Source organism: Thiomonas sp. TH-17, assembly GCF_057473305.1.
Map to the genome: position 1 here is coordinate 1 of NZ_JBYCKI010000075.1, position 25,386 is coordinate 25,386.

Here is a 25,386-nt window from a genome sequence, read left to right on the forward strand (position 1 = left end):
AAGTCCAGGCCTTAGCGCGCAACACCGTTTCGCCGCTTCCGCTGGAAGAACTGCAGCAGTTCGCTGCCGTGTACGGGCTGATCAAGGCCGACTTCTTTGAGCCGGTCGAGGGCAAGAAACTGATCGAAAACGCCATCAACGGCATGGTGAACAATCTCGATCCGCACTCGGAATATCTGGATAAAAAGAACTTCAAGGACTTCAAGGAAAGCACCAGCGGCAAATTCGTCGGCGTGGGCATCGAAATCGCCGCCGAAGATGGTTTGGTGAAAGTGGTGTCGCCCATCGAGGGCTCACCTGCTGCTCGGGCCGGCATTCATGCGGGCGACCTGATCACCCGTATCGACAACACCGCCGTCAAGGGACTGAGCCTGGGCGACGCGGTCAAACTCATGCGCGGCAAGCCGGGCACCAAGGTCACCCTCACCGTGCTGCGCAAGTCGGAAAACCGCACCCTCACCTTCACCGTGACCCGCGAGCTGATTCAGGTGCAGAGCGTCAAGGGCAAGATGATCGCCCCGGGCTATGGCTGGATTCGTATCACCCAGTTCCAGTCCGACACACTCAATAGCTTTGTCAACAAGGTCGACGCGCTCTACAAGCAAGACCCGAACATGAAGGGGCTCATCCTCGATCTGCGCAACGATCCGGGCGGTCTGCTCGAAAGCGCCGTGGGCGTGGCCTCGGTGTTCCTGCCGAACGACGCCGTGATCGTCAGCACCAAGGGCCAGATGCCCGAGGCCAACTCCACCTACCGCAACACCCCGAGCGACTACCTCAGCCGCGCTGGTGACAACCCGCTCGACACCCTGCCCGCGGGCGTAAAGACGGTGAAACTGGTGGTGCTCATCAACGGCGGATCGGCATCGGCCTCCGAAATCGTGACCGGCGCCCTGCAAGACTACAAACGAGCGGTGGTCATGGGCACGCTGTCCTTCGGCAAGGGCTCGGTGCAGACCGTGCTGCCGCTTGGGCCCGACACCGCGCTCAAGCTCACCACGGCGCGCTACTACACCCCCAACGGTCAGTCGATCCAGGGCAAGGGCATCACCCCGAACTATGAAGTCGATCCGCTGGAGAGCGGCGACCCCTACGCCGCGCTGCGCATGCGCGAGATCGATTACAAGAACCAGATCGGCACCGGCAGCGAGTCGGCTGACTCCAAACGGGTCGAGGACGACGTGCGCAAGCAGGAAGAAGCCCGGCGTCTGCTCGAAGCCGAACTCCAGAAAGACCCGAACAAGTTGCCGAAGTTGCCCGAGTACGGCAGCAAGGAAGACTGGCAGGTGACGCAGGCGATGAATTATCTGGAAGGCAAACCGGTCATTACGGCTAAGCACCCGGCCAACACCGCCAAGGCGAAGACCCCGGCCACGTCGGCCGCAGCCAGCGGCCCGAAGGCCGACGCCAGCGGCGCCACCAAGAGCAAGTAAGGACGAGCCATCGTCCGAGAGGGCGATGGCATCTGGCATGTCTCTCGACGATCGCCAACTGCTGCGTTATTCACGGCACATCCTGCTCGACGAAATCGGCATCGAAGGCCAGGAGCGCATCTGCGCGGGCCGCGCCCTCATTCTCGGCGCCGGTGGCCTGGGTTCGCCCGCAGCACTCTATCTGGCCAGTGCGGGAGTCGGCCGCATCACCCTGGTCGACGACGATACGGTCGACCTGACCAACCTGCAGCGGCAGATCGCCCATACCGAGGCGCGCATCGGACAGCGCAAGGTCGATTCTGCCCGCGAGGCGATGCGACAGATCAACCCGCATATCGAAGTCGATGTCATCGCCCGCCGCGCTGACGCAGCCCTGCTCGACGAACTCGTCTCGGCCGCAGACGTTGCCCTGGATTGCAGCGACAACTTCGCCACCCGTCAGGCGCTGAACCGCGCCTGCGTCGCGCGCAGCGTGCCCCTGGTCAGCGGTGCGGCCATCCGCTTTGCGGGTCAGGTCAGCGTGTTCGACACCCGGTGCGATACGCAGGGCGAGCGCGGGCCCTGCTATGCCTGCCTGTTTCCACCAGATGCGCCGGTGGAAGAAGTGCAGTGCGCCACCATGGGCGTGCTCGCGCCTTTGGTCGGTCTGGTCGGCAGCCTGCAGGCCGTTGAAGCGCTGAAAATCCTCAGTCAAACCGGCAAAACCTTGCGCGGCAAGCTGTTGCTGATCGATGCACTGGACACCGATTTCCAGACCATCAACCTGCGGCGCAACCCGCAATGTGCGGTCTGCGGCGACCTTCACCTTCACGACTAAACACCAGCAGTCAAAACCCCGCTGCCAACGCCTGCCGCAAGTGCGCGACCAGTAGTTGGATCGCGCGGGGCGTATTCGGACTCCATGGGCGGATCGCGTAGATCGCCTGCCCGAAAAACCCCACGGCCCGCCATTGAGGCAACACTGCTCGCAGAGTGGATGAGCGCCCGCCCAGGTCGAGGCTGAAGTCGGGCGCCAGAGCGATGCCCAGGCCGGCGCGTGCCGCCTCGCGCAGCACTTCGCTGGTGTTGGCGCGTAGCGGCCCCTGTACGGTGACGCGCACGCGCTGGGGCTCTGCGTCCTTGGCGCCTGGCTGCTCGAACATCCACACCGCCGCTCCGGGCCTCAAATAGGTCAGACAGGCATGCTGCGCGAGTTCTGCAGGATGTTGCGGCTGGCCGTGCCGACGCAGATAGGCCGCACTGGCCACCAGCAGCGAGCGCGTGTCGCACAGTTTCCAGGCCACATGGTTATCGGGCGGCGCGGCTACATGGCGCACGGCCAGATCGAAGCCTTCCTGCGGCAGATTGCTCAGCCGGTCCGACAACTCCAGCTCCACCTGAATATCGGCATACTTGCGCAGAAAGCTCAACAAGTGCGGCGCTACATGCTGGCGTCCCAGGGCGACAGGCGCGGTCACGCGCACCAGACCTCGCGGCGTTTCCGCCAGATCGTGCACCGCCCCCACGCTGCGCACGATGTGGGCGAATGCCGGCGCAGTCTCGTCCACCAGTCGCTGCCCGGCCTCGGTCAGACGCAGGGTGCGCGTGGTTCGGCGCACCAGCGGCACGCCAATACGGCGCTCCAGTGCGGCAAGCTGCTGACTCACCGCCGCCTTGGACACGCCCAGGCGCTGTGCGGCAGCCGTCAGGCTGCCCTGAGCGGCAATGGCGCCCAGCCAGTGCACTTGCTGCCAGAGCAAGTCGTCACGCGGGGGCGAAACGGTGGACATGGCGATCTCCTGAGGGTGCCCCCAGACCTGCCGCGTTCGCGTCAGGCCCCCCGAGGGGGATGAGAAAACTTGGGGCGGCCCGGCGTTTTCTCATGAGGTGATTGTTTGTTTTTCAAAACAATGTTGTCAGTTTAGATCGCTATGCAAAGGAGCGGACGACTCCTAGACTTGTTTGCATTCCCTCATTTTCCGTTCACAGGAGACTCGCTCATGGGCGCACCCCAACCGTTCACTGGCGCCGCTGATGCGGCGCATTTCATCGCTGGCCGCATCGTCTCGGCCGAAGGCGCGCGCAAGCAGGCCATATTCAACCCGGCCACGGGTGCGGTATCGCGCCAGGTTGAGCTGGCCGATGCGGCCCAGGTGGATGCCGCCGTCGCCGCCGCACACGCCGCGTTTCCGAAATGGGCCGACATGCCGCCTGTGCGCCGCGCCCGGGTGATGTTCAAGTTTCTCGATCTGCTCAACCAGCACCGCGCCACCCTGGCCGCCATGATCACCGCCGAGCATGGCAAGGTGTTCACCGACGCGCAGGGCGAGGTCACGCGCGGTATCGAAATCGTGGAGTTTGCGTGCGGCATTCCGCAACTGCTCAAGGGCGACTACACCGAGCAGGTGTCCACCGGTATCGACAACTGGACCATGCGCCAGCCACTGGGCGTGGTGGCCGGCGTCACCCCGTTCAACTTCCCCTGCATGGTGCCGATGTGGATGTTCCCGGTGGCCATCGCGGCGGGCAATACCTTCGTGCTCAAGCCCAGCCCGCTCGATCCGTCTCCCAGCCTGCTCATGGCCGATTTGCTCAAACAGGCCGGCCTGCCTGACGGCGTGTTCAACGTCGTGCAGGGCGACAAGGTGGCGGTCGACGCCCTGCTGGCGAACCCGGACGTCAAGGCCATCAGCTTTGTCGGCTCGACCCCGGTGGCGCATCACATTGCACAAGAGGCCGCGCGCCAGGGCAAGCGCGTGCAGGCGCTGGGCGGCGCCAAGAACCACATGGTGGTGATGCCCGACGCCGACCTCGACCAAGTCGTGGACGCGCTGATCGGCAGCGCCTTCGGCTCGGCCGGCGAACGCTGCATGGCCATCTCGGTCGGCGTACTCGTGGGTGACGTGGCCGACAAGATTCTGCCCCGGCTGGTCGAGCGCACGCAGGCGCTGAAGGTGAAGAACGGCATGGCGCTCGACGCCGAGATGGGCCCCATCGTCACCGAGGCAGCGCGCGAGCGCATCACCGGCATGATCGACTCCGGCGTGCAGCAAGGCGCGAAGCTGCTGGTGGACGGTCGCGGCCATACCGTGCCCGGACATGAAAAAGGCTTCTGGATCGGCGGCACGGTGTTCGATCAGGTCACAACCGACATGCGCATCTATCAGGAAGAAATCTTCGGCCCGGTGCTGTCCTGCGTGCGCGTGCCCGACTTCAGCTCGGCGCTTGAGCTTGTGAACGCGCATGCCTACGGCAACGGCGTGGCTTGCTTCACGCGCGACGGCCACGTGGCGCGCGAGTTCGGCCGCCGTGTCCAGGCCGGCATGGTGGGCATCAACGTGCCCATTCCGGTGCCCATGGCCTGGCATGGCTTCGGCGGCTGGAAAGCCAGCCTGTTTGGCGACATGCATGCCTATGGCGAAGAAGGCGTGCGCTTCTACACCAAGCAGAAGAGCATCATGCAGCGCTGGCCGGAAAGCACCCCCAAGGGCGCCGAGTTCGTCATGCCCACGTCCAAGTAAGCGCAGCGTGGCCGATACCACCTTCGACTACATCATCATCGGCGCGGGCACCGCGGGCAGCCTGCTGGCCAACCGCCTGAGCGCCGATGCCGACAAGCGCGTGCTGCTGATCGAGGCCGGGCGCAAGGACGACTACCCCTGGATTCACATTCCGGTGGGCTATCTGTACTGCATCGGCAACCCGCGCACCGACTGGCTCTACCAGACCGAGCCCGACCCCGGACTCAACGGCCGCACCCTGCGCTATCCGCGCGGCAAAGTGCTGGGCGGGTGCAGCAGCATCAACGGCATGATCTATATGCGCGGCCAGGCGCGCGACTACGACGCCTGGGCCGCCCTTACCGGCGACGAGGCCTGGCGCTGGGACGCCTGCCTGCCCGACTTCATCGCCCATGAAAACCACTGGCGCCGCGATGCCAGCGCCGACCGCGCCAACGATCCGTCCTTCGCCGCGCTGCACGGCCATGGCGGTGAATGGCGGGTGGAAAAGCAACGTCTGCGCTGGGACATCCTTGATGCCTTCGCCCAGGCGGCGCAACAGGCCGGCATTCCCGCCACCGACGACTTCAACCGCGGCAGCAACGAGGGCGTCAGCTATTTCGAGGTCAATCAGAAAGGCGGCTGGCGCTGGAACACCGCCAAGGCCTTTCTGCGCCCGACCTGCTATGGCCGCAAGAACTTCGAACTCTGGAATGGTGCCCACGTCACCCGCCTGCTGTTCGACACCGCGCCAGACGGCAGCCCACGCTGCACTGGCGCCGAGGTGTGGACAGGCCAGGAAAAAATCACGGCGCACGCCACCCGCGAGGTGCTGCTCAGCGCGGGCGCCATCGGCTCGCCGCAAATCCTGCAGCTCTCGGGCGTGGGGCCTGCGGCGCTGCTGCAGCAACACGGCATCACCCCGCTGATCGACCTGCCGGGCGTGGGCGCCAATCTGCAGGATCATCTGCAGATCCGCGCCGTGTTCAAGGTGAAGGGCGCGCGCACGCTCAACACGCGGGCGGCGTCAAGCTGGGGCAAGGCGATGATCGGTCTGGAATATGCCCTCAGGCGCACCGGCCCGATGAGCATGGCGCCCAGCCAGCTCGGCGTGTTCACCCGCAGCAGCGCGCAGTACGTCCACCCCAATATTCAGTACCACGTGCAGCCGCTCAGCCTGGACGCTTTCGGCGAACCGCTGCACAGCTTCGATGCCTTCACCGCCAGCGTCTGCAATCTCAACCCCGGCAGCCGCGGAACGGTGCAGATCAAAAGCCCGCGCTTTGCCGATGCACCGGCCATTTCGCCCCACTATCTCAGCACCGACGAGGATCGTCAGGTTGCGGCCGACAGCCTGCGCCTCACCCGCCGCATCGTGGCGCAACCGGCGCTGGCGCGCTACGCACCGGAAGAGTTCAAGCCGGGCGCGCAGTTTCAAACCGATGCCGAACTGGCCCGCCTGGCTGGAGACATTGCCACCACCATCTTCCATCCGGCAGGAACGACGGCCATGGGCCGGGTCGACGACCCCGATGCGGTGGTGGATACGCGGCTGCGCCTTCGCGATGGCCGCGGCGGCGTGGTGGCCGGGCTGCGCGTGGTCGACGCCGGGGTGATGCCCCGCATTCCCAGCGGCAACATCAACAGCCCGACGCTGATGATCGCCGAGAAAGCCGCACGCTGGATCCGCGCCGATGCGGCTGCGCAGCCCACCCCGCCGAACCCACCAAATCGCGGGGGGTGAGCCCCATATTGACGTCTCAAAACGAAAAACCCGCTTTGCAGTGATTGTTTCGCCATCTGATTTTTCGTAGCTTGCGACCTGGGTTCCTGATCAAGCTTGCTGAGGATCAATGCGATGCACGCGTTTTCATGCTGCTTTTGGTGGTTTCTGCTGGGTGTTCTCGTCGGGTGGCTGCTCAACTGGCTGCTCTGGCGCTTGATTCGCAAGACGCCTCCCGCCCCGACGAGCTTCCAGACGAGCGCGCCCGCACCTGTGCCACCCCCTCCAGCGCCCAAGCCTGCGCCCGCGGTGCCCCCCGTGCCCGCAGCGCCGGTTCCGCCTCCGCCACAGACACCGCCTCCGGCTGCTGCCGCCCCCACCCCACCCGCTTCACCCATTCCACCCACCCTCGATCTGGCGGCTGCTGCCGCCGCCGGGTTCCGCCTGCGTTCGGCTGACGATCTGACCATCGTCGAAGGCATCGGACCGAAGATTGCCGAATTGCTCACGGCGCGCGGCATTCAGACGTTCGCCGAACTGGCCGCCACTCCGGTAGACCGGATTGCCGCCATCCTGCAAGAAGCCGGGCCGCATTTCCGCATGGCCGTGCCCACCACCTGGCCTGAGCAGGCCAACCTGGCCGCGCACAACCGCTGGACCGAACTCAAGACCCTGCAGGACGCGCTCGATGGCGGCGTGCCCCGCCATGCGGACGGCGACAAAGCCTGAGGACGGAGACGACGATGGAAGCGCGACAGCTCGATGTCCATTGGTACACGTTCTGGTCCCAGATCATCGCCATCGCCCTGGTGATTTTGCTGGCCATTCTGTGGTTTGCAGGCCTCGGCCCCACCGCGACGCCATGTTGCCAGCCTGCAAACGGCGCGGTGGCCGCACTGGAAACGCCCAAACCGACCCCATCAGATGCGGCGACATCCGCAGCTCCAGCTTCAGCGCCGATGGCTTCCGCGCCCGCAGAGGCGTTCCATTTCACGGTCAGTGCCGCGCAGGGCTTGCAAGTGGCTGGCGCGACCGCCGCCGTGGGCTGGTGGGATCAACGCGACAAGCTCGACGCCCTGCTCAAACAGGGCGATCACATCGAGATTTCGGGCGACGCCAGCCAGGTCACCTTGCGCGGCAACGTCGACAGCGCCGAGGCCAGGGCGCAGCTGGGCACATCGCTGCAGGCTTTGCTCGGCCAGCAGGTCACGCTGGATAACCAGCTGCAGGTCGTGGCCGCCGCACCTTCCCCGGCTTCGTCCACGCCGGCTGCTGCGCCTTCAAACCCCGAATCATCTCCCGCCACGGCGGCCACAGCCACTGTACCGCCGGTTGTAGAGGTGTATTTTGCGGTCGGTAAATCGGCTTTGCCGCCGCAGACCGCCGCCGAGCTGAACAAAGTGGTGGCCTATTTGAAGGCGCACCCGGACAGCAAGGCAGCGATCTCCGGCTATCACGACAGCAGCGGCAGCGCGGCCCTGAACGCCGCACTGTCCAAGCGCCGCGCCCAGGCGGTGCAGGCGGCCTTGGTCGCCGCCGGCGTACCCGAAGCGCAGACCGAACTGCGCAAGCCGCAAAACACCACCGGATCGGGCGATCCGGCCCAGGCCCGGCGGGTGGACGTGAGCGTGTTCAACGCGCAATAGCCGCCGAGCCGCTCACAGCGCTTCGGCGCTGTAGCGCACGCTCAGAGTATGCGTCGCGCCGGGCGGCAGCGTGAGGGCGTTGTCTGCGGCGTTGGCCGACTCCACGCACAGCATGTTGCGCCAGCCCCGCGCGGTGTAGTCGCCCATGGCGGCGGCTTTCTGCTCCCACGGCGTCCAGACCACGGTGGACGCCGATCCCTGCTTGGCAATGCGAATGCGCCGCTGCAGCAGCGGATCGACGATGACGCATTCCGCCGATGTGTCCACATACACCCGGTCAGTTTCGGCGGCAAAGCGCACCGCGCCCTGTTGCTGCTTGCGGGCGAAGGCCTCGGTCTTGTCGAGGTAGCTGCGGCCATCGAGCCCCAGCAATTGCACCTCGGTAATGTCGCCGACCTGAAAATAGGTGTGCAGCGCCTCGCTGAGCGGCACGGGCTGCGCGGTGGCGTTGTACGTGATCAGGTCCATCTCCAACACTTCCGACACGCGGATGCGCAGGGAAACCGGCGTGTCATGCGGCCATTGCGCGCGGGTGGCATCTGACGGCTGCAGTTGCAGCGTGAGGTGCGTCGCGCCTTGCGACGCCCCGCTGTCCACCACCGCCCAGGGCACGGTGCGGGCAAAGCCGTGAGCCGGAAAACTGCTCTCGCTGGCGTGCGGCCCGAACCAGGGCCAGCACACCGGCACGCCGCCACGAATGGACTTGCCTGGCAGATAGCGCGCCGCTTCAGACACCCACACCACCGGCTCCGGCTGCGACTTGGGGCGAAAGCTGGTGAGATGAGCGCCCTGCAGACAGAGACTGGCCACGCCTGCGGCATGGTCGATTTCAGCGAAGATCAACCCGGTTGGATGGGCATGGAACTGAAGTTGGCCGGGGATGGAAAAACGGCTGAGCGAGTCGGGGTTGTGCATGGCGGCGGCGGTTGCGAGTGGGAAGGGAAATGACATTTTCCACCGACCTGGGCGCTCGCCGTCAAATCGCCACGCGCGGCACCCGGGTGGAGGTCCAGGCGGCGAGCAGCGTCAGCCCGCCGGCGCAGAAAAACGCCAGATGGAAGGCGCGAATCACCGACTCAGTCGCGGCGGGGTCTGCCGTGTGCAGAGCGGCCTGCAAATCGGCACTCGATGTCAGGCCGAACACCAGCGCACCAAAAACGGCGGTACCCACGGCCGCCCCGGTGGAGCGCGCCAGAGACACCGTGGCCGCCGCGGCGCCCAACCGGCTGCGACCCGCCACCGTCTGCACCACCAGTTGCGCCGTCGGCATCACCGTGCCGAATCCCAGCCCCGCCGCAACCCCCAGCGCACCGATGACCCACGGCGCCGCAGGCACCACGCCCAGCAAGCCCAGCGCAATCGCCGCAACGCTCAGCCCCCAGCGCGCCGGCACATCGGGACGGCCCGTGCGCGCGACCAGGCGACCCGTGGCGTTTGAGCCGAGCACCAGCCCGGCGGTGAGCGGCAACAGCAGCAGGCCCGCGTGCGCCGCGCCAGTCGCGTGCCCCACCTGCAGATAAACCGGCAGAAAAAACACCAGAGCGAACAAGCCCGCCGCAAACAGCACCATGGTGGCGGCCGTCCATCCGATCGCGGGCAGATGAAGCAACTCAAGGGGAAGAAATGGGTGGGGATGCCGCCGCTCGCGCCAGAACAGCACTATGCCCAGCACCAATGCCGTCCCCGCCATGAGCGCGCTGGGCAGCGAAGCCCAGGCGAAACGGTGCCCCGCCAGCGTGAGCCACAACAGCAGAGTGGAAGCCGAGGCGGCGAACAACAACACGCCCAGGGCATCGTGCGACTGCCCCGGTTGCGCATAGCGCGCGCTGGCCGGGAGGCGAGACACCCGCCATACCGCCAGCGCGGCCAGCGGCAGATTGCCGATGAACAACCAGCGCCAGCTGAAGTGACTGACGACCAGGCCGCCCAAAACCGGCCCCGTCACGCTGGCCAGCACGAACACCACGCCGAAATACGCCTGAAAGCGCGGCCTTTGGCGCGGCGGCACCACTTCGCCGATGAGTGCCTGACTCATCACCATCAGCCCGCCACCGCCCAGACCCTGCAGCAGCCGCGCGCCAATCAACCACCACATGCCCTGCGCTGCGGCGCAGGCCAGCGAACCCAGCGCAAACAGGCCCAGCGCCGCCATGAGCGCATCGCGGCGGCCATAGCGGTCTCCGAGACGTCCATACAACGGCGCCATGATGGTGGAGGCCAGCAGATAGCCCACGGCAATCCAGGCGCTATCGGCAAAGTCGCCCAGATCACGCGCGATGGCTGGTGTGGCGGCCGCCAGCAGGGTTTGATCGACCGCAGCCAGAAAGATCGGCAACATGACGGCGGCAAACAGCTGCACGAACGCGGCGCGGCTGACGACGGCGTCATCGGGTACCGTGGAAGAGGACGAATGGAGGGGTTGCGACACACAGAGCACTGGTCAGAAACGGCGCGAGCGGCTCAGGCCGCTCGACAATCATGACCCGGCCAAGCCGGGCCGGAAAGCGCGATTCAGTCGCCGCCGATCTCGCCGGCCGCGGTCTGCAGATAGTTCTGCAGCCCCATGCTCTTGCACAGCTTGATCTGCGTTTCCAGATAGTCGATGTGCTCCTCGGTGTCATCGAGGATGTCGGTGAGAATGTCGCGAGACACGAAATCCCGCACCGATTCGCAGTGGGCGATGGCTTCGACATACAGCGTGCGGCCATGCTCTTCGAGCTTGAGATCGCACTCCATGCACTCCGGCACGTTTTCGCCGATGCGCAGCTTGTCGAGATCCTGCAGATTGGGCAGCCCGTCGAGGAACAAAATGCGCTTGATCAGCTTGTCGGCATGTCCCATCTCCTCGATGGATTCCTTGTATTCATGCTCCCCCAGATCTTTCAGACCCCAGTTCTCGTACATGCGGGCGTGCAAAAAGTACTGATTGATGGCGGTGAGTTCGACCTTCAGCGCCTTGTTCAGATATTGAATGACCTTGGCATCGCCTTTCATACTGCGCCTCCTGATGGTTTTGTGGACTACGGAAAGTTCCAGAGAGCAAGCGTAGTCGCGCCGCTCATTCCAGATGTGAAAAAGGGTGTCTCAAGCGCGACACAAGCGCGATATTGCAGCGGCGCCTGACATCCGCCCCAGCGGGCAAGGATGATCAAGCCGCCACCGCAATCGGCACATACCGGCGGCTCTCGGCCAACTCCGTTTGGCGTTCCAGCTCCGTGGCGATCACCTGTTTGGCGCATTGCGCGCACCGACCACACTGCGAACCAACGCCCAGATGCTCCCGCACCTCGCGCAGGCTGCACAAGTCATGTTCGCGCATGGCCTGACGAATCTGACCATCGGTGACATTGCGGCAAATGCAGACGAACATGGCGGCTCAATCCCCAGCAAATACGAATAAGTCGCATCATCTGCTTATTGCGAATGATTGTCAATCTTCCCCCACGGCGCGTCAGGATATGGCCAGCCCTCGCTCACCCACATCACCCCCTGAAGCCCGCTAAGATGTCCCCTTTGCGCGAGATATTCCCGCGCAATCCAACAAGTTGGGCCGTTAGCTCAGTTGGTTAGAGCAGAGGACTCATAATCCTTTGGTCGCTGGTTCGAGCCCAGCACGGCCTACCAAACTTAACCCAGACGCAGCCGATTGCGCTCCACCCCGCGATGCCAAGCTGGACGACTTACCTGCTGTTCATCAGCTTTGCGCTGGCCGCCTCGTTCGCACCGGGGCCTGCGGTCATGTTGTCCATCCATAACGCCATGCACCATGGCTGGCGGCACGCGGTCTTGTCTTCGCTGGGCAATATCACCGGGTTGCTGGTGCTGGCGACATTCAGCGCCTTGGGGCTGAACGCCCTACTCCAGACCTCCGAACTGGCCTTCACCGCGGTGAAGTTCGCGGCGCCGCCTATCTGATCTGGCTGGGCGTGCAGCAATGGCGTCATTCGGCTCGGCGCCCCGCTGGCGCGCAGGCCAAGGCGGTTCAGACGGCTGACGTTGCGCACAAACCGCATAAGTTGTACGTCAAGGGTTTGATGGTGGCGTTGAGCAACCCGAAAGCGATCGTGTTCATCGCGGCCCTGTTTCCCCAGTTTCTCACCGCCACGCGCCCGCTCGGCCCGCAATATCTGGCGCTCACGCTGACGTTCATGGCGATTTCGTTGTTGGCGCTGAGCACCTATGCGGGGCTGGCCGTACTGGCGCGCAAGCGGCTGAACGCCTGGTTCGCTTCGGGCTGGCCGCAACGAGCATCGGGCTCGGTGTTCTGTGCGTTCGGTCTGAGTCTGCTGCGTCTGCAGAGGGTCTGAGAGCACTTCAGCGTGGCAGACCGCGCACGATGAGCTCCGTCTGGGTGACAAATCGTCTGAAGCCGTCGAAGATTTCAGCCGTCAAGGGCCGCTGCGTGGTCTGTTGATCGGCATAAAACAGGCCGATGATTTTTTGATCCACGGTCAGCGTGGCCATCAAACAGTCGTGCACAGCCGTGGCCTGGAGCAAAAAATCGGGCGGCGGCTGCTCGGCCGAGAATCTGCGCACGTTTCCCGCCTGAAGCTGGGTTTCCAGCGTGGCCGACCAGGGCAGCTGGAGGCGCGCCCGCAAATCGGCCACACCGGAGCCGGCCCCCAGACGCGCCAGCAAACGATCTCTGGCGGGCGTCGTCAGGCAAAGCACGCAACGGTCGAGGCCGACAGCGCGATGCAGCCCTTCCAGACAGGCCTCGAACAGCATGGGCAATTCTTTGCGGCTGACGGCAACGGCGTTCATCTCGGTCAGCATGCGCAGTTGCAGGGCCATGTCGGCCGTCGGTTCGGCCGCCCGCATCTCGGGCGGCTCCGTCGGTTGATCTACGGACTCTTCGTCGGTCGACGCCGGAGTTGCCGGAATCCACTTCGTGGCAGCTCCAGCGCCAAGAACTACCGCCAGCTGACTGGCTTGTTCGGCATTGCTTTGCAGTCGTTTCAGCGTCTCGGCCTCGGGTTGCCGGAACAGGGCCGCGACATGTTGGACCGCCTGACGCGCCTCGGGGTTCGACCAGCCCAGCTGGGCGGCTCGGCCCAGCTGCACGGCAACGGCGACTTCCGCACTGTCTCTGATCACCGCATCGAGATTCCAGGCACGCAGCAGATCGTGGCTGAACTGCCGCAGCGACATGCCCAATGCCGATTGCTCAGCCAGTTCCGGACTCACTCCGGATTTGAGCAATTCATCCACACGTTCCGCGAATTCGCCGCCAAAGCACCAAAACGCCAGCTCTCCGATGCGCCCCATCAGCGCCTCAAGAAACAGCCGCTCAGCCTCGTCGCGCCGTAACCCCTTGCGCAAACCGAGGTCTTTGGCCTGCACCGCCGCATGCAAGGCCGTGCCCAAAGCGGCCAGAAGGCGAGCTCGAAACGGGCCGTTCTCCGGCATGCTCTCGACTGCGAGGGCCGAAATACAGAGCGAGCGAATGGCATTGTGGCCCATGACGACCACGGCTCTACTGACGGTGAGCACCTTGTTTTGACCGGCATAGCCCATGCCCGCCGAATTCGCGACGCGCAACAGGCTGGAGGTCAAGGCTGGGTCGCGCAGAATGATTTCTGCGATCTGCTGACCGGAAAGGCTGTCGTTCTCAGTGGCGGCGAAAACTTCCTGCATGGTCTGGCCAAAGGCCGGCAGGTTTTGCTGGGCAATGGCCTGGCCAAACCCTCGAAACGTAATGGAAGACGCTGTGAAATCAGATTGAGGTAGGGGCATGAAATCGAGGGGTCAATGCAAATGGAAGGGTGCAATCGGGCAGGCTCACCACAGACTGGAACTTCTTTGATTGTTTACCGTCTAGGCTTTTTAGCCCGCCGAATAGTTCACAATTTAACGGCTTTACTTGGCCAGAGGCCAAAGCAGGCGCCTGAATTCCAGATTTTTTGTGTTTTCAAGGCAGCCGCGCCAGCCGATCTGACCCTCATCAAGCCCAGCCAGGCGGCGCCCAGCTTTCCATCATGCGCAGCCGGGCGGCGCGCAGGCGCTCGGACATGAGTCCGGCGAAAATTTTCATCAGGGCGTAACCCAAAGCGGGGTCGCCCTCGCATTCCTGCAGGATGGCCTTGCCATCGAAACGCAGCAGCGTGACCGGGGTGAGCGCCTTGGCTTCAAACGCCCAGCGATAAGGGGGAATGAGCCAGGACCAGCCGATCACATCCCATTCGCCCAGCGCCTGCACCTCGACGCCCGGGCCGTTGATGGCCGGCACCTGAACCTGCACCCTGCCCTCGCGCACGATGTAGAAGGCGTCGGCCTCTTTGTCTTGCAGAAAGATCACGCCCTCTGCCGGGATCTGCTCCTCGGTGGCATGGGAGAGCAGGCGTTCCAGTTGTTCGGGCTGCAGGGCCGACAAAATGGTGCGGGTCTGTAGATCGCGCAGGGTAGAGGCGGATGGCATGGCAGAACTCCTTGGGTTGCGTCAACCTAACCATTGCATGCCCTCCTCAAAAATTAGTGTTGACTCACCTCAACATATCGAAATAAGCGTTATCCCCGATACGCTGGTTGCACCCCGGCTCAATAATTGCAACCCATCACGCGAGAGGAACGAAAATGGGTGCAACTACGACCGGCATCAAAATGGACGACGCCCTGCGCGAGCGCGTACGGCTCGCCGCAGACCGGCTGGGGCGTACACCGCACTGGCTCATCAAGCAGGCCACGCTGAACATGGTCGAGCGCATCGAGCGTGGCGAGTTTTCTCTTGGCGTATTGGGCTCGGCCGAAGAATCGTCGCAACCCGTCGCATCTCAAAACGACCTTGTAGGTGCAACCTCGCCCACCCCTTTTCTCGACTGGGCGCAAAATGTGCTGCCGCAGACCGATCTGCGCACGGCCATCACCTCCGCCTGGCATCGGCCAGAGCCGGAATGTCTGCCCATGCTGATCGAGCTGGCGCAGATTCCAGACGCCGGCCAGCGCGCGGCCGTCCGGCAACTGGCCGAGCGGCTGGTCGAAGGCGTGCGAACGAGGCGAGAAATGGGCGGCGTGGAAGCCCTGGTGCAGGAGTTTTCGCTCTCCAGCCAGGAAGGTGTGGCGCTGATGTGTCTGGCCGAGGCGCTGCTGCGCATCCCCGACAACGCCACCCGCGATGCCTTGATACGCGACAAGATCAGTCGGGGCGACTGGCAGGCGCACCTCGGTCACTCGCCGTCGGTATTCGTCAATGCGGCCGTTTGGGGGCTGATGTTGACCGGCAGACTGACGGCAACCACCAGCGAGAAAGGTCTGGCCAGCGCGCTGTCGCGGCTCATCGGCAAGGGGGGCGAACCGCTGATCCGCCAAGGCGTGCAGCGCGCCATGCGGCTGATGGGCGAGCAGTTCGTCACCGGGCAGACCATTGCGGAGGCGCTGGCCAACAGCCGTCCGCAGGAGAAAAAGGGTTTCCGCTACTCCTACGACATGTTGGGCGAGGCGGCGATCACCGAGGCCGACGCGCAGCGTTACTTCACCGCTTATGAACAGGCCCTGCATGCCATTGGCAAGGCCTCGCACGGACGCGGCATCTTCGAGGGGCCGGGGCTTTCGGTCAAACTCTCCGCGCTGCATCCCCGCTACAGCCGGGCCCAGTACGCACGGGTGATGGATGAACTGCTGCCCCGCCTGACCGCCCTGGTCGAACTGGCGCGGCGCTACGACGTGGGCATCAATATCGATGCTGAAGAGGCCGACCGGCTGGAACTCTCGCTCGACCTGCTCGAAGCCCTGTGCTTCAACCCGGTTCTCAAGGGCTGGAACGGCATCGGCTTCGTGGTGCAGGCTTACCAAAAGCGCTGTCCTTTCGTCATCGACTATCTCATCGATCTCGCCCGGCGCAGCGGGCGTCGGCTGATGGTGCGGCTGGTGAAGGGCGCATATTGGGACAGCGAGATCAAGCGTGCGCAGATCGACGGGCTCGACGGCTATCCGGTCTACACCCGCAAGGTGCATACCGATGTGTCTTACCTGGCCTGCGCCCGCAAACTGCTGGCCGCGCCAGACGCGGCCTATCCGCAATTCGCCACGCACAACGCGCAGACGGTGGCGTCCATCGTGCAGATGGCCGGGGAGAATTACTACGCGGGGCAATACGAGTTTCAGTGTCTGCACGGCATGGGCGAGCCGCTGTACGACCAGGTCGTCGGCCCGGCCAGCGAGGGCAAGCTGGCACGCCCCTGCCGCATTTACGCCCCGGTGGGAACGCACGATACCCTGCTCGCCTATCTGGTGCGACGTCTGCTTGAAAACGGCGCCAACACCTCGTTCGTCAACCGCATCGGCGACGACGCCGTTCCTGTGTCCGAGCTTGTGACTGACCCCGTGGACGAGGCCCGCGCGATTGCCGTGGAAACCGGCGTACTCGGCGCACCGCATCCGCGTATTCCGCTGCCGCGGCAACTGTTTTTCGGGCAGGGCGCGCAGGCGCGTTTGAATTCCGCCGGGCTGAATCTGGCGAACGAGCAGCAGCTGGCCTCGCTCAGCGCCGCGCTGCTGCGCAGTGCGCAGCACATGGCCTACGCGTCGCCTACCGTCACAGATCAACAGCCGCCCAACGATGGCGCGCAGGCCGCAGTCGAAGGTTGGACGCCGGTACTCAACCCCGCCGACCCGCGCGACCAGGTCGGCTGGGTGCGCCAGACGACCCGAACAGAAGTGGACGAAGTTGTGCGCCGCGCCCAGAGCGCTGCGCCGATCTGGCAAGTCACCCCGCCCGGCGAACGCGCCGCCTGCCTGCAGCGCGCGGCCGACGCGCTCGAACAGCAGATGCAGAACTTGCTCGGGCTGATCGTGCGCGAAGCCGGCAAAACCCTGCCCAACGCCATCGGCGAGGTGCGCGAAGCGGTGGACTTCCTGCGTTACTACGCCGCGCAGACGGCGGCGCAGTTCGACAACGCGACCCATCGTCCGCTGGGCGTGGTGCTGTGCATCAGCCCCTGGAATTTTCCGCTGTCCATCTTCTGCGGCCAGGTGGCTGCCGCGCTGGCGGCAGGCAATGCGGTGCTGGCCAAGCCCGCCGAACAGACCGCTCTCATCGCCGCCGCTTTGGTGCGCGCGCTGCACGCAGCCGGCGTGCCGACCGATGCGATGCAGCTCGTTCCCGGAGACGGCGGCACGGTGGGCGCAGCGCTGGTGGCGCATCCGGCTGTGGCCGGGGTGATGTTCACCGGCTCCACCGAAGTGGCGCAACTGATTTCGCGCACCGTGTCGCAGCGGCTCAGTCCGCAGGGCCGCCCCATTGTGCTGATCGCCGAAACCGGCGGGCAGAACGCGCTCATTGCCGACTCGTCCGCACTGGCCGAGCAGCTGGTCGCTGATGTGCTGACCTCGGCCTTCGATTCGGCCGGTCAGCGCTGCTCGGCCCTGCGCCTGCTGTGCATCCAGGAAGACGTGGCCGAGCGGGTGATCGGCATGATCCGGGACGCGATGGACGACTGGAGCCTGGGCAACCCCGACCGCATGCACACCGACCTCGGCCCCGTCATCGATGCCGAGGCCCGCGACAACCTCGAAGCCCATATCGCCCGCATGCAGGCCGCTGGCCTTTCCGTCACCCGGCTGGGACGCGATGAAAGCGGCGGGCTGGGCACCTTCGTTCGCCCCACGCTGATCGAGATCGACACCATCGACCGCCTGCAACGCGAGGTGTTCGGCCCGGTACTGCATGTGCTGCGCTACCGGCGTGAGCAACTCGGCGCGGTGCTCGACGCCATCAACACCACCGGCTACGGCCTGACCTTCGGCGTGCACAGCCGCATCGACGAAACCATTGCCGAGCTGAGCGAGCGCATTCACGCCGGCAATGTGTACGTCAACCGCAATCTCATCGGCGCCGTGGTCGGCGTGCAACCCTTCGGCGGCATGGGCCGTTCGGGAACCGGCCCCAAGGCCGGCGGCCCGCTCTACCTGCACCGGCTGGTGCAGCCCCTGCCGCAAGCCAACGGCGGGCTGCCCGCCAACCTCGCGGCCGCAGCCGCCGAGTGCAGCAAGATCACCGCAGAACCTGCAAGCCTCGCTGTACTGCGCGATCTGCTGGCCGCCCTGCAGAATCACACGATGAATCTGGATGACGAGGACACGACGCGCGCGCTGGCTGCGTGCGAACACTATCTCGCCCACAGCCCGATCAACACGGCCTACACCCTGCCTGGGCCGACGGGAGAATCCAACCGCTACCGGCTCCTGCCCCGTAGCGGCGGCGTGTGGTGCCTACCGCAAACGGTGCTGGGCCTGGTGCATCACATCGCCGCCACGCTCGCCACGGGCAACCTCGCCCTCATTGAAGCGCCAAGCCCCGACAGCCCGCTCGCCACATTTCTGGATGCGCTGCCGCCCGCGGTGAAAGCGCATCTGCGCTCCAGCCCCCCAGCCCGGCACGACACCCTGCCCGAATTGAGCGTGGTCTTGTTTGAGGGCGACGCCGACGCCCTGGCCCGCCTGCAAGACCAACTGGCGCAGCGCGACGGCCTGATTCTGCGCATCGAAAGCCTGCGCCCAGCCCAGCTTGCAGACGGTGCGATGATGGACCTCACCGCCCTGGTGCATGAACAAAGCCTGAGCGTCAACACCGCTGCAGCGGGCGGCAACGCACAACTCATGACCCTGGGCTGACCGCCCCCTCAGAAACAACGACCAGCCTCCATGCCAACCCACCCGCAATCCACCACCGCACTCGGCCAGCCCGTCCCCGGATTTGCCGCCCCGCCCCCACCCGCGAGAGCCGCGTTGATCGGCGCGACCTGCACGCTGGAACCCGCCGACCCGCAGCGCCACGCCGCCGACCTCTACGCTGCGCAGACCCTGGATGCCCGCGGCGACGGCTGGAACTATCTGCCCTACGGCCCGTTCGCCTCGGCGCTCGACTACCAGGCCTGGATGCAGGCCACTTGCCTGGGCCAGGATCCGCAGTTCTTTGCCATCGTCGATTCAGGCACTGGCCGCGCCACCGGGCTGGCCAGCTATTTGCGCATCACCCCGGCGGCTGGCAGCATCGAGATCGGCCACCTCTACTTCTCGCCGCTGTTGCAACGTCAGCGCGCGGCAACCGAAGCCCTGTTCCTGCTGATGGACCAGGCTTTTGCACTGGGCTACCGCCGACTGGAATGGAAATGCAATGCGCTCAACGCCGCCTCGCGTGAGGCGGCGCAGCGGCTCGGATTCAGCTTCGAGGGGGTATTCCGCCAAGCCGCCGTGGTCAAAGGCCGCAACCGCGACACCGCGTGGTTCAGCATCATCGACGGGGAATGGCCGCAACTGAGGAGTGCCTTCAAGCGCTGGCTGGCCGCGGAAAACTTCGATGAAAAAGGGCGACAGCGCGAGCGCCTGTCGGCACTCACCGCCGCCGCCCTCGGGCGCCCTACTACCGATCAGGCGGAATAAACCGGGAACGCGTCGGTCAGCTTCTTCACCTCGGCGCGCACTCGCTCCAGCGTGGCCGCGTCTTGCGGGTTGTCGAGCACGTCGGCAATGAGGTTGGCGGTCTTCTCGGCCTCGGCCTCCTTGAAGCCGCGCGTGGTCATGGCTGGCGAGCCCACGCGGATGCCCGAGGTCACAAAGGGCTTTTCGGGATCGTTCGGGATGGCGTTTTTGTTGACCGTGAGATGCGCCTCGCCCAGCACCTTCTCGGCCTCCTTGCCGGTAATGCGCTTGGAACGCAGATCCACCAGCATGACGTGCGATTCGGTGCGTGCGCTGACGATGCGCAGACCGCGTCGCGTCAGCGTTTCGGCCAGCACGCGGGCATTCGTCAGCACCTGCTGCTGATAGGCCTTGAAGTCAGGCGCGAGCGCCTCCTTGAACGCCACCGCCTTGCCCGCAATCACATGCATCAGCGGGCCGCCCTGGATGCCGGGGAAGATCGCGCTGTTGATGGCCTTGGCATGCTGCTCTTTCATCAGAATCACGCCGCCGCGCGGGCCGCGCAGGCTCTTGTGGGTGGTGGTGGTCACCACATCGGCATGAGGCACGGGATTGGGGTAGACGCCCGCGGCGATCAGGCCGGCGTAATGCGCCATGTCCACCATGAAGTAGGCGCCCACGGCCTTGGCCACCTTGGCGAAGCGCTCGAAATCGATGCGCAGGCTATAAGCACTGGCCCCGGCGATGATGAGTTTTGGCTTGTGCTCGTGCGCCAGACGCTCCATGGCGTCGTAATCGATCTCTTCCTGCGCGTCCAGGCCGTAGCTCACTACCTTGAACCACTTGCCGCTCATGTTCAGCGCCATGCCGTGGGTCAGGTGCCCGCCCTCGGCCAGGCTCATGCCCATGATGGTGTCGCCGGGTTGCAGCAGGGCGAAGAACACGCCCTGATTGGCCTGCGAGCCTGAGTTGGGCTGCACATTGGCCGCCTCGGCGCCGAAGAGCTGCTTGACGCGGTCGATCGCCAGTTGCTCGGCAATGTCGACGAACTCGCAGCCGCCGTAATAGCGCTTGCCGGGATAGCCCTCGGCGTACTTGTTGGTGAGTTGCGAGCCCTGCGCCTGCATGACGGCGGGCGAGGTGTAGTTTTCCGAGGCGATCAGCTCGATGTGGTCTTGCTGGCGCTGGTTTTCGGACTGAATGGCGGCCCAGAGCTCGGGGTCGGTCTGGGCGATGGTGATGCGGCGGTCGAACATGGCGAATTTCCGTCTGAACGGCCCGCGCCAGCTTCCTTCAAGTTGTGGAAGTGCGCAAGCCTGGGCTGATGAAGATCATTGACAGCGATGGCGCTGGCCCAGGCGAACGGCTTAAAGTCCAGCACTCCCCGGTGGTTCTTCCCACCTCGAGACCGCGGGTGTTGCCGGTCTCTATCGCCAGTCGTGCAGGTAAAGATGGTAACGGTAACGCGGCGCTCAGGTCAGAGAGGCGTGTTTTTGTTCAATCCGTGATGGTTCGGTGGCCACGGTCGCCTTGGCCGCAGCAGGCGCCGCATGCGGCGCCACGACCTGGCCCGCGCTGGCCGTCATCGGCGCTGCGACCTGCTTGGGCGCTACGCCGGCTACACGTTCGAGCTGCGCCTGCTCGGCCAACACCTTGTTAGCGTAGCCGCCCTCGCTTGCTTCGGTTGTGGCGCCAACGTAATAGCGCAAACCCACGCGCACCGAACCGCCGCGCTGGATGGCATCCTTGAGCACCAGTGCGCCCACGCGCATATTGGCCAGCGGATCGATACTGGCTTGCGGCCCGCCAAAGGGAGCGAACTTGTCGCGGTGCACGTTGGCCATCACTTGCATGAGGCCGGTGGCGCCCACGCCGCTGGCCGCATAAGGATTGAACGAAGACTCGACCGCCATCACCGCCAGAATGAGCAGAGGATCGAGTCTTTGCTGGCGACCGACCGTCCAGGCGGCGCTGACGAGCTGCGCCATGGCATTAGGTGCAATGCTGTAGCGCCGCGCCAGCCAGTTGGAGACCGTGCGCTGTTGCGGCGTGAGCACCGGCAGGCCATTGCCCGGCGTTGGCTCAGCCTGCGCCACGGGCAGCAGGGCGTCGGCCGGCTTTTGCGCCAGCGCCTGAAGTTCGTCAGACGCCGTCTTGCGCGCCATGACCCACTGCGTGAGGCCGTGGTCCAGGGTCGTCATCGCTTGAGGCTGGAAGTACAGATACGCACCGCCGGCCACCACAAACAAGCCCACCATCATCAAAGTCTGGTGGGTCAATTCCCAAAATCCTCCCGCCAGCCGACGTGCGCGCGGCAGGGAAGATTGCATGGCGTTCAACATGGAACACTCCTGTGTCTGAGCGGAATTGCCGCGGTGTCGGAGGACAGCCAGCGCCAGTTCCCAAGGGCACAGATCCGACAGCACAGGCTCACCAAGGGAGCCCGGCGGCCTAAGATGCAGCCTTTGAGAAAGGCCTGCATCGATTGCTGCGTTCGATCTTTGTGTCGTTCGCGGCAAGGCGTGCTTCGGGGCGAGTGTGTTGCCCGCCTGAGTCCAGGCACTTAGGGCAAACACGGATCGAATTTTAGGAACGTCGTTATTCCCAGTCAACGCATAAGGTCTTCTCTTTCACTTCTATTGGTTATATGAAATACCGGGATCTGCGCGACTTTCTCTCCCAACTGGAGACTCTTTCCCTGCTGCGACGCACGGCCGAGCCCGTATCGCCGCATCTCGACATGACGGTGGTCTGCGACGCCCTGCTTCGCGGGGGTGGGCCGGCGGTGTTGTTTGAAAAGCCGACGGGCTACACCATGCCGGTTCTGGGCAATCTGTTCGGCACGCCGCAGCGTGTGGCGCTGGGTATGGGGGCGCAAGACGTGAGCGAGCTGCGCCGCATCGGTGAAGTGCTCGCCCGCCTGAAGGAGCCTGAACCGCCGAAAGGTTTGAAAGATGCGGGCGAATTGATGCATCTGGTCAAAGCCGTGTGGGACATGCGCCCGAGCGCCGTTTCGCGCCCCGCCTGCCAGCAGGTCGTGCTGGAAGGCAGCGACGTCGACCTGAACCGCCTGCCGATGCAGACCTGCTGGCCGGGCGACGTGGCGCCGCTGCTCACCTGGGGACTGGTGATCACGCGAGGCCCGCAAAACGTACCGCAACCCCGCAAGCGGCAAAATCTGGGCATCTACCGCCAGCAGCGCATCGGCCGCCGCCAGCTCATCATGCGCTGGCTGGCCCACCGAGGCGGCGCCCTCGATTTCAGGGAATTCGCGTTGGCCAATCCTGGGCAGCCCTTCCCTGTGGCCGTTGCGCTGGGCGCCGATCCGGCCACTACGCTGGGCGCGGTCACGCCCGTACCCGACACCTTGAGCGAATACCAGTTCGCGGGCCTGCTGCGCGGGGCGCGCACCGAGGTGGCTCGCTGCGTGGGGCTCGATCTACAGGTTCCCGCCTCGGCGGAAATCGTGCTCGAAGGCCATCTGCCGCCCGTACCAGCCGGGTGGAAGGGCGAGAGCGAAACCGGCGTGCCGCTGATGGAAAAAAACGGCTATCTCCACGCGCTCGAAGGCCCGTTCGGCGACCACACCGGCTATTACAACGAACAGGACTGGTTTCCGGTGTTCGAGGTCGAGCGCATCACCCATCGCGAGCAGCCGATCTACCACTCCACCTACACCGGCAAGCCGCCGGACGAGCCCGCCGTGCTGGGCGTGGCGCTCAACGAGGTGTTCGTGCCCATCCTGCAGAAGCAATACCCCGAGATCGTGGACTTCTATCTGCCGCCCGAGGGCTGCAGCTACCGGCTCGCCGTGGTGTCCATCCGCAAGGCCTACGCCGGGCACGCCAAGCGGGTGATGTTTGGCATCTGGGGCTTTCTGCGGCAGTTTCTGTACACCAAATTCATCATCATCACTGACGACGATGTGAACATCCGCGACTGGAACGACGTGATCTGGGCCATCACCACCCGCATGGACCCGGTGCGCGACACGCTGCTGGTAGACAACACGCCGATCGACTATCTGGACTTCGCCTCGCCGCAGTCGGGCCTGGGCGGAAAAATGGGGCTGGACGCCACCCACAAGTGGCCGGGCGAGACTCAGCGCGAATGGGGCCGCGCCATCGTGCCGGATACCCAGGCGCAGATACGCATGCAAGGCTTGATCGGTGCCCTGCTGGCGCGCCCGACTACGACATGAAACGAAATGAATTCAAGGCCTTGTGCAGAAGCTGTTCGGGTGGTTCAACCATACCCCCTTGCCGCAGTCATGTTTCATCTTGACGCAGACAACGCATGAGGCGTACCTTTAATTCGTCGTTGCAGTGCAGCTGCTACGGCAAACAGATCGGGTGGAACCCGATTTGTTGTTAGACCCCCATCATGCATCCCTGCATGAGCTTGACAGGCGGCAGCAAACCCGACTGTCGGACCCCCGGGCCGCATTCCTCCAGGTTTGCGGCCCGCTTTGTTTTCAGGGGTGTGCGGGCTTATCAGTGCATGCCGCCCTGCATTCCCTTGCCCGGCATGGGCGCATCGCCCGCAATCTTGTCGCGAGGCTCGACCTTGAGTTGCAGCTCCATCTGCCCGCCGTGGGCGAATTTCACCGTCACCGGCACCCTCTCACCCACTTTCAGCGGCGCTTTCAAGTCCATGAACATCAGGTGATAGCCGCTGCCCGGCTGCATGCGCAGGGTCTTGCCTGCGGGCACCGGAATATCGCCGACCTCGCGCATACGCATGATGTTGTTTTCCATGCTCATGGTGTGCAGCTCAACATGGCCGCAGACGGGCGAGGCGGCGGCCACGATCTTGTCATCGCGCTTACCGTGGTTGACGAGAGTCAGAAATCCGCCGCCATTGCGCGCACCGGGAATCGACGGCAGCGCCTGCGCTCGTGTCACTTCGATATCCCCTGGGCGTTGCGCCAGCGCGGCCGGAGCGGCGGCACACATCAGCAGGGCAGAAGTCATCACCAGTGCCTGGCGACGTGTCAAATTGAGACTCTTCATCAAGTAACTCCCTATATTTACAACCGCACAACGTCTCAGCGGATTGTCAGCGAAAATCGCCACAGAAAAGGCGTGCATTTTGTCAGCCTCCGACAATCCCCAGACCGCGGCAAATTGCCGCACTCACGACTCTCGCCCCATGACCGACTTCAATCTGCCCGCATTGCCCCAGCGCATCACCCTCGCTGGCGGTTGTTTCTGGTGCCTCGACGCCGCTTACCGTCCCCTGCGCGGTGTGCTGCGCGTGGAGTGCGGCTACAGCAATGGCACGGCGCTGCGCCCCAGTTACCGTGAGGTCTGCACGGGGCAGACCGGCCATGCCGAAGTGATCCGCCTGGAATTCGACCCCGACGTGCTGAGTCTGGACACGGTGCTCGACGTATTTTTCGCCATGCACGACCCCACCACTTTGAACCGGCAGGGCAATGATGTCGGCACGCAATACCGCTCGGGCATCTACACCCACGACGCAGCCCAGCTCGCCGCAGTGCGCACCTATATGCAGCGTCTGCGCGATCAGGCGCTTTTCACCGACCCCATCGTGACCGAGATCGCGCCGGAAGCGAACTACAGCCCCGCCGAGCCCGAACATCAAGACTATTTCACGCACCATCCTTATCAGGGCTACTGCGCCGCGGTGATTGCGCCGAAGGTCGACAAGCTGCGCCGCCAATACGCCGCCCTGCTGCGTAAGGGTGCATGAGCGCGGTACAGGCCGCGGGCAGCCCGCGCGTGGGC

General features: G+C 64.7%; 20 protein-coding genes, 1 tRNA gene, 1 pseudogene and 1 riboswitch. Of the genes and pseudogenes, 12 read left to right on the plus strand and 10 right to left on the minus strand.

Annotated features, from left to right (window positions below):
- Positions 1-1,433: S41 family peptidase (locus tag AC2VLV_RS04860; protein WP_486988902.1), on the plus strand; the 1,433-nt coding region annotated here is incomplete at its 5' end.
- A 25-nt stretch (positions 1,434-1,458) separates the two neighbouring features.
- Positions 1,459-2,250, plus strand: a complete 792-nt coding sequence (locus tag AC2VLV_RS04865; protein ID WP_486988903.1) for a HesA/MoeB/ThiF family protein — start codon at positions 1,459-1,461, stop codon at positions 2,248-2,250.
- A gap of 10 nt (positions 2,251-2,260) precedes the next feature.
- Here AC2VLV_RS04865 and AC2VLV_RS04870 read toward each other — a convergent pair whose 3' ends face one another.
- A complete protein-coding gene (locus AC2VLV_RS04870) occupies positions 2,261-3,202 on the minus strand; it encodes a LysR family transcriptional regulator (RefSeq protein WP_486988904.1) in 942 nt (313 codons plus the stop codon).
- 210 nt (positions 3,203-3,412) lie between these two features.
- Between AC2VLV_RS04870 and AC2VLV_RS04875 the strand changes: the two genes are divergently transcribed.
- The 4 genes from AC2VLV_RS04875 (at position 3,413) to AC2VLV_RS04890 (ending at position 8,281) form a co-directional block, all read left to right on the plus strand.
- Positions 3,413-4,933 (plus strand): CoA-acylating methylmalonate-semialdehyde dehydrogenase, encoded by a 1,521-nt coding sequence (locus AC2VLV_RS04875; RefSeq protein WP_486988905.1) that lies wholly within the window; start codon positions 3,413-3,415, stop codon positions 4,931-4,933.
- 7 nt (positions 4,934-4,940) lie between these two features.
- Positions 4,941-6,656, plus strand: coding sequence for a GMC family oxidoreductase (locus AC2VLV_RS04880; RefSeq protein ID WP_486988906.1), 1,716 nt, complete (start codon positions 4,941-4,943; stop codon positions 6,654-6,656).
- 114 nt (positions 6,657-6,770) lie between these two features.
- Positions 6,771-7,364: a helix-hairpin-helix domain-containing protein gene (locus AC2VLV_RS04885; protein ID WP_486988907.1), complete on the plus strand. Its 594-nt coding sequence runs from the start codon at positions 6,771-6,773 to the stop codon at positions 7,362-7,364.
- Between the two features lie 14 nt (positions 7,365-7,378).
- Complete coding sequence (locus tag AC2VLV_RS04890; RefSeq protein WP_486988908.1) at positions 7,379-8,281, plus strand: OmpA family protein; 903 nt, start codon at positions 7,379-7,381, stop codon at positions 8,279-8,281.
- A 12-nt stretch (positions 8,282-8,293) separates the two neighbouring features.
- Here AC2VLV_RS04890 and AC2VLV_RS04895 read toward each other — a convergent pair whose 3' ends face one another.
- The 4 genes from AC2VLV_RS04895 to AC2VLV_RS04910 all read right to left on the minus strand — a co-directional run bounded on the left by AC2VLV_RS04895 (position 8,294) and on the right by AC2VLV_RS04910 (position 11,651).
- The gene (locus AC2VLV_RS04895; RefSeq protein WP_486988909.1) at positions 8,294-9,196 is read right to left on the minus strand and encodes a D-hexose-6-phosphate mutarotase; all 903 of its coding nucleotides are present in this window, start codon (positions 9,194-9,196) and stop codon (positions 8,294-8,296) included.
- A 61-nt stretch (positions 9,197-9,257) separates the two neighbouring features.
- Positions 9,258-10,709 (minus strand): MFS transporter, encoded by a 1,452-nt coding sequence (locus AC2VLV_RS04900; RefSeq protein WP_486988910.1) that lies wholly within the window; start codon positions 10,707-10,709, stop codon positions 9,258-9,260.
- 83 nt (positions 10,710-10,792) lie between these two features.
- On the minus strand, positions 10,793-11,275 hold the full coding sequence (bfr, locus tag AC2VLV_RS04905) for a bacterioferritin (RefSeq protein WP_486988911.1): 483 nt from the start codon (positions 11,273-11,275) through the stop codon (positions 10,793-10,795).
- Between the two features lie 154 nt (positions 11,276-11,429).
- Positions 11,430-11,651: a (2Fe-2S)-binding protein gene (locus AC2VLV_RS04910; RefSeq protein WP_486988912.1), complete on the minus strand. Its 222-nt coding sequence runs from the start codon at positions 11,649-11,651 to the stop codon at positions 11,430-11,432.
- A gap of 177 nt (positions 11,652-11,828) precedes the next feature.
- Here AC2VLV_RS04910 and AC2VLV_RS04915 point away from each other — a divergent pair.
- Both AC2VLV_RS04915 and AC2VLV_RS04920 read left to right on the plus strand, forming a co-directional pair.
- Positions 11,829-11,905: transfer RNA gene (locus AC2VLV_RS04915), tRNA-Ile, on the plus strand.
- 135 nt (positions 11,906-12,040) lie between these two features.
- Positions 12,041-12,588 (plus strand): annotated as a pseudogene (locus AC2VLV_RS04920) (LysE family translocator).
- A gap of 7 nt (positions 12,589-12,595) precedes the next feature.
- Here AC2VLV_RS04920 and AC2VLV_RS04925 read toward each other — a convergent pair.
- Entirely contained in the window at positions 12,596-14,017 is a 1,422-nt protein-coding gene (locus tag AC2VLV_RS04925) for an HDOD domain-containing protein (RefSeq protein WP_486988913.1), read from the minus strand.
- Positions 14,018-14,225: 208 nt separating this feature from the next.
- A complete protein-coding gene (locus tag AC2VLV_RS04930; RefSeq protein WP_486988914.1) occupies positions 14,226-14,699 on the minus strand; it encodes a cyclic nucleotide-binding domain-containing protein in 474 nt (157 codons plus the stop codon).
- Positions 14,700-14,854: 155 nt separating this feature from the next.
- Here AC2VLV_RS04930 and putA point away from each other — a divergent pair, with 155 nt between their 5' ends.
- Both putA and AC2VLV_RS04940 read left to right on the plus strand, forming a co-directional pair.
- On the plus strand, positions 14,855-18,889 hold the full coding sequence (gene putA / locus AC2VLV_RS04935) for a trifunctional transcriptional regulator/proline dehydrogenase/L-glutamate gamma-semialdehyde dehydrogenase (protein ID WP_486988915.1): 4,035 nt from the start codon (positions 14,855-14,857) through the stop codon (positions 18,887-18,889).
- Positions 18,890-18,919: 30 nt separating this feature from the next.
- Entirely contained in the window at positions 18,920-19,657 is a 738-nt protein-coding gene (locus tag AC2VLV_RS04940) for a GNAT family N-acetyltransferase (protein ID WP_486988916.1), read from the plus strand.
- On the opposite strand, the gene glyA is transcribed toward AC2VLV_RS04940, so the two are convergent.
- Both glyA and AC2VLV_RS04950 read right to left on the minus strand, forming a co-directional pair.
- A complete protein-coding gene (gene glyA / locus AC2VLV_RS04945) occupies positions 19,645-20,892 on the minus strand; it encodes a serine hydroxymethyltransferase (protein ID WP_486988917.1) in 1,248 nt (415 codons plus the stop codon). The two genes, AC2VLV_RS04940 and glyA, sit on opposite strands and share 13 nt — an antisense overlap.
- 89 nt (positions 20,893-20,981) lie before the next feature.
- Positions 20,982-21,087, minus strand: a riboswitch (ZMP/ZTP riboswitch).
- A gap of 21 nt (positions 21,088-21,108) precedes the next feature.
- On the minus strand, positions 21,109-21,978 hold the full coding sequence (locus AC2VLV_RS04950; RefSeq protein WP_486988918.1) for a transglycosylase SLT domain-containing protein: 870 nt from the start codon (positions 21,976-21,978) through the stop codon (positions 21,109-21,111).
- 305 nt (positions 21,979-22,283) lie between these two features.
- Between AC2VLV_RS04950 and ubiD the strand changes: the two genes are divergently transcribed.
- A complete protein-coding gene (gene ubiD / locus AC2VLV_RS04955) occupies positions 22,284-23,837 on the plus strand; it encodes a 4-hydroxy-3-polyprenylbenzoate decarboxylase (protein WP_486988919.1) in 1,554 nt (517 codons plus the stop codon).
- Between the two features lie 292 nt (positions 23,838-24,129).
- On the opposite strand, the gene AC2VLV_RS04960 is transcribed toward ubiD, so the two are convergent.
- On the minus strand, positions 24,130-24,648 hold the full coding sequence (locus tag AC2VLV_RS04960) for a copper chaperone PCu(A)C (protein WP_486988920.1): 519 nt from the start codon (positions 24,646-24,648) through the stop codon (positions 24,130-24,132).
- A gap of 139 nt (positions 24,649-24,787) precedes the next feature.
- Between AC2VLV_RS04960 and msrA the strand changes: the two genes are divergently transcribed.
- Positions 24,788-25,351, plus strand: a complete 564-nt coding sequence (gene msrA / locus AC2VLV_RS04965; RefSeq protein ID WP_486988921.1) for a peptide-methionine (S)-S-oxide reductase MsrA — start codon at positions 24,788-24,790, stop codon at positions 25,349-25,351.
- Positions 25,352-25,386: the final 35 nt, after the last annotated feature.

Coding starts and splice junctions, on each gene's coding strand:
- AC2VLV_RS04865 (WP_486988903.1), top strand. CDS start 1,459: ATGGCATCTGGCATGTCTCTCGACGATCGCCAACTGCTGCGTTATTCA.
- AC2VLV_RS04870 (WP_486988904.1), bottom strand. CDS start 3,202: ATGTCCACCGTTTCGCCCCCGCGTGACGACTTGCTCTGGCAGCAAGTG.
- AC2VLV_RS04875 (WP_486988905.1), top strand. CDS start 3,413: ATGGGCGCACCCCAACCGTTCACTGGCGCCGCTGATGCGGCGCATTTC.
- AC2VLV_RS04885 (WP_486988907.1), top strand. CDS start 6,771: ATGCACGCGTTTTCATGCTGCTTTTGGTGGTTTCTGCTGGGTGTTCTC.
- AC2VLV_RS04890 (WP_486988908.1), top strand. CDS start 7,379: ATGGAAGCGCGACAGCTCGATGTCCATTGGTACACGTTCTGGTCCCAG.
- AC2VLV_RS04895 (WP_486988909.1), bottom strand. CDS start 9,196: ATGCACAACCCCGACTCGCTCAGCCGTTTTTCCATCCCCGGCCAACTT.
- bfr (WP_486988911.1), bottom strand. CDS start 11,275: ATGAAAGGCGATGCCAAGGTCATTCAATATCTGAACAAGGCGCTGAAG.
- AC2VLV_RS04910 (WP_486988912.1), bottom strand. CDS start 11,651: ATGTTCGTCTGCATTTGCCGCAATGTCACCGATGGTCAGATTCGTCAG.
- AC2VLV_RS04925 (WP_486988913.1), bottom strand. CDS start 14,017: ATGCCCCTACCTCAATCTGATTTCACAGCGTCTTCCATTACGTTTCGA.
- AC2VLV_RS04930 (WP_486988914.1), bottom strand. CDS start 14,699: ATGCCATCCGCCTCTACCCTGCGCGATCTACAGACCCGCACCATTTTG.
- putA (WP_486988915.1), top strand. CDS start 14,855: ATGGGTGCAACTACGACCGGCATCAAAATGGACGACGCCCTGCGCGAG.
- AC2VLV_RS04940 (WP_486988916.1), top strand. CDS start 18,920: ATGCCAACCCACCCGCAATCCACCACCGCACTCGGCCAGCCCGTCCCC.
- glyA (WP_486988917.1), bottom strand. CDS start 20,892: ATGTTCGACCGCCGCATCACCATCGCCCAGACCGACCCCGAGCTCTGG.
- AC2VLV_RS04950 (WP_486988918.1), bottom strand. CDS start 21,978: ATGTTGAACGCCATGCAATCTTCCCTGCCGCGCGCACGTCGGCTGGCG.
- ubiD (WP_486988919.1), top strand. CDS start 22,284: ATGAAATACCGGGATCTGCGCGACTTTCTCTCCCAACTGGAGACTCTT.
- AC2VLV_RS04960 (WP_486988920.1), bottom strand. CDS start 24,648: ATGAAGAGTCTCAATTTGACACGTCGCCAGGCACTGGTGATGACTTCT.
- msrA (WP_486988921.1), top strand. CDS start 24,788: ATGACCGACTTCAATCTGCCCGCATTGCCCCAGCGCATCACCCTCGCT.